The organism is Psychrobacter sp. AOP5-GZ1-6, from assembly GCF_052376345.1.
Taxonomy (GTDB): domain Bacteria; phylum Pseudomonadota; class Gammaproteobacteria; order Pseudomonadales; family Moraxellaceae; genus Psychrobacter.
Genome location: NZ_JBQSVP010000213.1, coordinates 1 through 2,842, shown reverse-complemented (window position 1 = coordinate 2,842; position 2,842 = coordinate 1). Strand labels below are relative to the sequence as shown.

General features: G+C 31.9%; 4 protein-coding genes. 2 read left to right on the top strand and 2 right to left on the bottom strand.

Annotated elements, in window-relative coordinates; genetic code table 11:
* Positions 1–756 precede the first annotated feature (756 nt).
* A complete protein-coding gene (locus tag ACT3RN_RS15100; protein WP_444518784.1) occupies positions 757–1,359 on the bottom strand; it encodes a hypothetical protein in 603 nt (200 codons plus the stop codon).
* 352 nt (positions 1,360–1,711) lie between these two features.
* On the opposite strand from ACT3RN_RS15100, the gene ACT3RN_RS15095 reads away from it, so the two are divergent.
* Complete coding sequence (locus ACT3RN_RS15095; RefSeq protein WP_192524967.1) at positions 1,712–2,041, top strand: IS630 transposase-related protein; 330 nt, start codon at positions 1,712–1,714, stop codon at positions 2,039–2,041.
* A 62-nt stretch (positions 2,042–2,103) separates the two neighbouring features.
* The gene (locus ACT3RN_RS15090) at positions 2,104–2,556 is read left to right on the top strand and encodes a transposase (protein ID WP_225735425.1); all 453 of its coding nucleotides are present in this window, start codon (positions 2,104–2,106) and stop codon (positions 2,554–2,556) included.
* 85 nt (positions 2,557–2,641) lie between these two features.
* Here the strand turns inward: ACT3RN_RS15090 and ACT3RN_RS15085 are convergent.
* The coding region (locus tag ACT3RN_RS15085; RefSeq protein ID WP_444518783.1) for a hypothetical protein at positions 2,642–2,842 on the bottom strand (201 nt) is incomplete at its 5' end.

The window sequence follows — 2,842 nt, the reverse complement described above, 5'->3', positions numbered from 1 at the left end:
GTATAACCTCTATAAAAGCTATATGCAGGAGAGACATAGCCCTCAATATCATTGAAAATAAATGGGAACAAGTGAAGTTTCTACGCCAAGGTTGGTTGGAAAACGACTTATCCAAATTGTTTTATGATGTTTGTCCTAACCATAACAATTTTATTTTGAACTAACTATAGAAATATAATAACTTTATAAGTTCTAAGTGTTTTTATGATTTAGTTAACTGCGCTTGCTTTTTATTTTTGAATATATATAAATAGAATAGAGGATAGCCCATAACATAGGTAGTATGTAGTATATATCCGCATAAAATATATTTGATCTTAAATCAGTAAATATATTAGCCTCTTGCACATTTATATAGTTATCATAAACACCAAGCAGGAAAAATATAAATGTAATTATCAAGTTGATTACAGCGATAAGTATTAAAGGAAGTGTTTTATTGTCATTTTTCAAGTATAAAGAGGATATTGAGGTAATAACGATATGCATAAAAAATACGAATATATTAAATCTTATAAGAGCTTTCTGATACTGATCAAGATTACCTAGCCCTTGTATTTGAAAGTGATTTTCAGTATGAAAATATCCATAAGTTAATGAAAGATATAGGATGATTTCAGCTAAAATAATTAGAATTAAATAAAATATATGTCGATAAAGCATACATAGGCCTTTGGAGTATTTTGATTATTGCAGGTTTTGGTTTTTTAGTTGATAGTTTTATTAAAAATTCGTAAACGTTTTAATGCATTTATATTATGGATTAAAACGTTTGTATAGCCTATTACCATAAGCTTGACCTAAATTATTCGCATACATATCAGATTCGTAGTCGTCAGAACTGCCTCCCATTATAGCGTCCCAAGCTTCAGCTCCATATTGAGCTGCATCTACTGTCATCTTAAATGAAGTATATGCTAAATAGGCACTATGGGTAAAATGTTGAATTTTATCATAGCCAGGGTCGTTTTCGTTCGCGCGTATTAATGCTTCATATATATGATAGAATGCATAATTTTCAGCAGTTGAGCTATCTGTGACGTTTTTACCAAATATATTATCAATATCTTCAATAATTGTTTTAGGATTACTCGCTTCCTTCAGAAAACTTTCAAATATTTTTACCATAACTATTTTATAAATCAAAGGTTGGTATTCTTTCGAACCTGACTTACTGGATTCTGCTTTGAAGATACTTAGTGCTTTTTTTACGTATTCATTCTTTAGTTTATTTGGGTTATTAATATACTCTATTGTTTCCTTGGAAGTTTGACTTAGTTTTTTACTTCTTCGGTAAATATAGTAACCAGTATATTTATTTTCTTTTTTAGATAGCAATTCAATACTATTGTAGTTCATTAATATGGCTCTATTATTTTTTTTATCAATTTGATATATTTTGAGTTTCAAATCAAAAGTACAAGTATTTTTTCTATCGGTACAAGTTTCAGATAATATTGACTTTAATGAAATTTTCTTAACTGGATATGTGCTGCGAGAATATATATCTAATTTTATTTTTTTTATAGGAATTTTATCAACTTTTATTACTAATGATGCGCTTTCGTTTTTAGATAAAGAATATGCAGGAATAACTAAAACTTTATAAAGATTCTTAGAAATTGAATTGGAGAACTGAACTTCATATAGTCAGATGACCACAAAAATGTTATAAAATAAATCAATTAAACGATTACCAGTATAAACGACCATGACTTACTCCCTAGATTATCGCAAACAAGTTTTAAAAAGCTTAGATGAGGGCATGACCTTTGCCGAAGCTGCTGTTTTCTATGATATCAGTCCAACGACTATCCAGAAGTGGAAAAAGCGTCTTCATAGTAAAACCACTCGATATATTAAGCCCTACAAAATAGAGGATGAAGCCCTAGCTCAGGATGTCAAAGACCACCCTGACGATTATCACTATGAGCGAGCACAGCGTTTTAATTGTAGCCCAACAGGCATCAGCAAAGCCTTAAAGCGTATTGGTGTTAGCAAAAAAAAAAGACACTTGAGCATCCCAAAGCTTGTCCACTAAAGAGGGCTCACTACCTAAAAAAACTTAACCACTACATTGCTCAAGGCTTTGCTATTGTCTATATGGACGAGAGTGGCTTTGAAAGTGAAACGATGCGTCCTTGTGGTTATGCACCCATTGGTAGCCCCTGCATTGGCAGTTATAACTGGCAAGCCAAGGAGCGAACCAACGTGATTGGTGCGCTATATGGCAAAATGCTGTTTGCACTCGATTGCTTAAAGAGCAACATCAATAAAGAGGTTTTCTATCACTGGTGCAAGTTCACGCTGATACCAAAGCTTAAGAAAAAATGTGTGATCGTTATGGATAATGCGACCTTTCATAAGCGCGTTCAAAAGCTGCTTAACAGGCATGGTCACAGGCTTCTATTCTTACCACCTTATAGTCCTGACTTAAATCCCATCGAGAAAAAATGGGCTCAAGTGAAGTTTTTACGCCAAGGTTGGATGGAAAATGACTTATCTAAATTGTTTTATGATATTCATCCAAATTATAACTCTTTTGTAGTGCAGTGACTATAACTAATTTTTTCTATGGACAAAAAATCTGGAACTTCATTAATAAAAACCGCTTGAGTATAATAACTAGACATACTAATCCTTAATCTAAAATCACATGAATACTGAACTTTGTCTTTTCAGATGTATAAACTGATTCAGTAAATCCATTATTATCTGTTGTGCCAAAACTTGTATTTCCATTTTCACTTATAAGCAAATATTTTTGGTTTGGGGCTGGATTGCCTATACTATTTTTAACCATAAATCTCAAATTGAAATTCTGAACTGCCCCAGCAATCAA

Excerpts from the sequence above, each read along its gene's own strand:
- ACT3RN_RS15100 (WP_444518784.1), bottom strand. The coding sequence starts at position 1,359 with ATGAACTACAATAGTATTGAATTGCTATCTAAAAAAGAAAATAAATAT.
- ACT3RN_RS15095 (WP_192524967.1), top strand. The coding sequence starts at position 1,712 with ATGACTTACTCCCTAGATTATCGCAAACAAGTTTTAAAAAGCTTAGAT.
- ACT3RN_RS15090 (WP_225735425.1), top strand. The coding sequence starts at position 2,104 with ATGGACGAGAGTGGCTTTGAAAGTGAAACGATGCGTCCTTGTGGTTAT.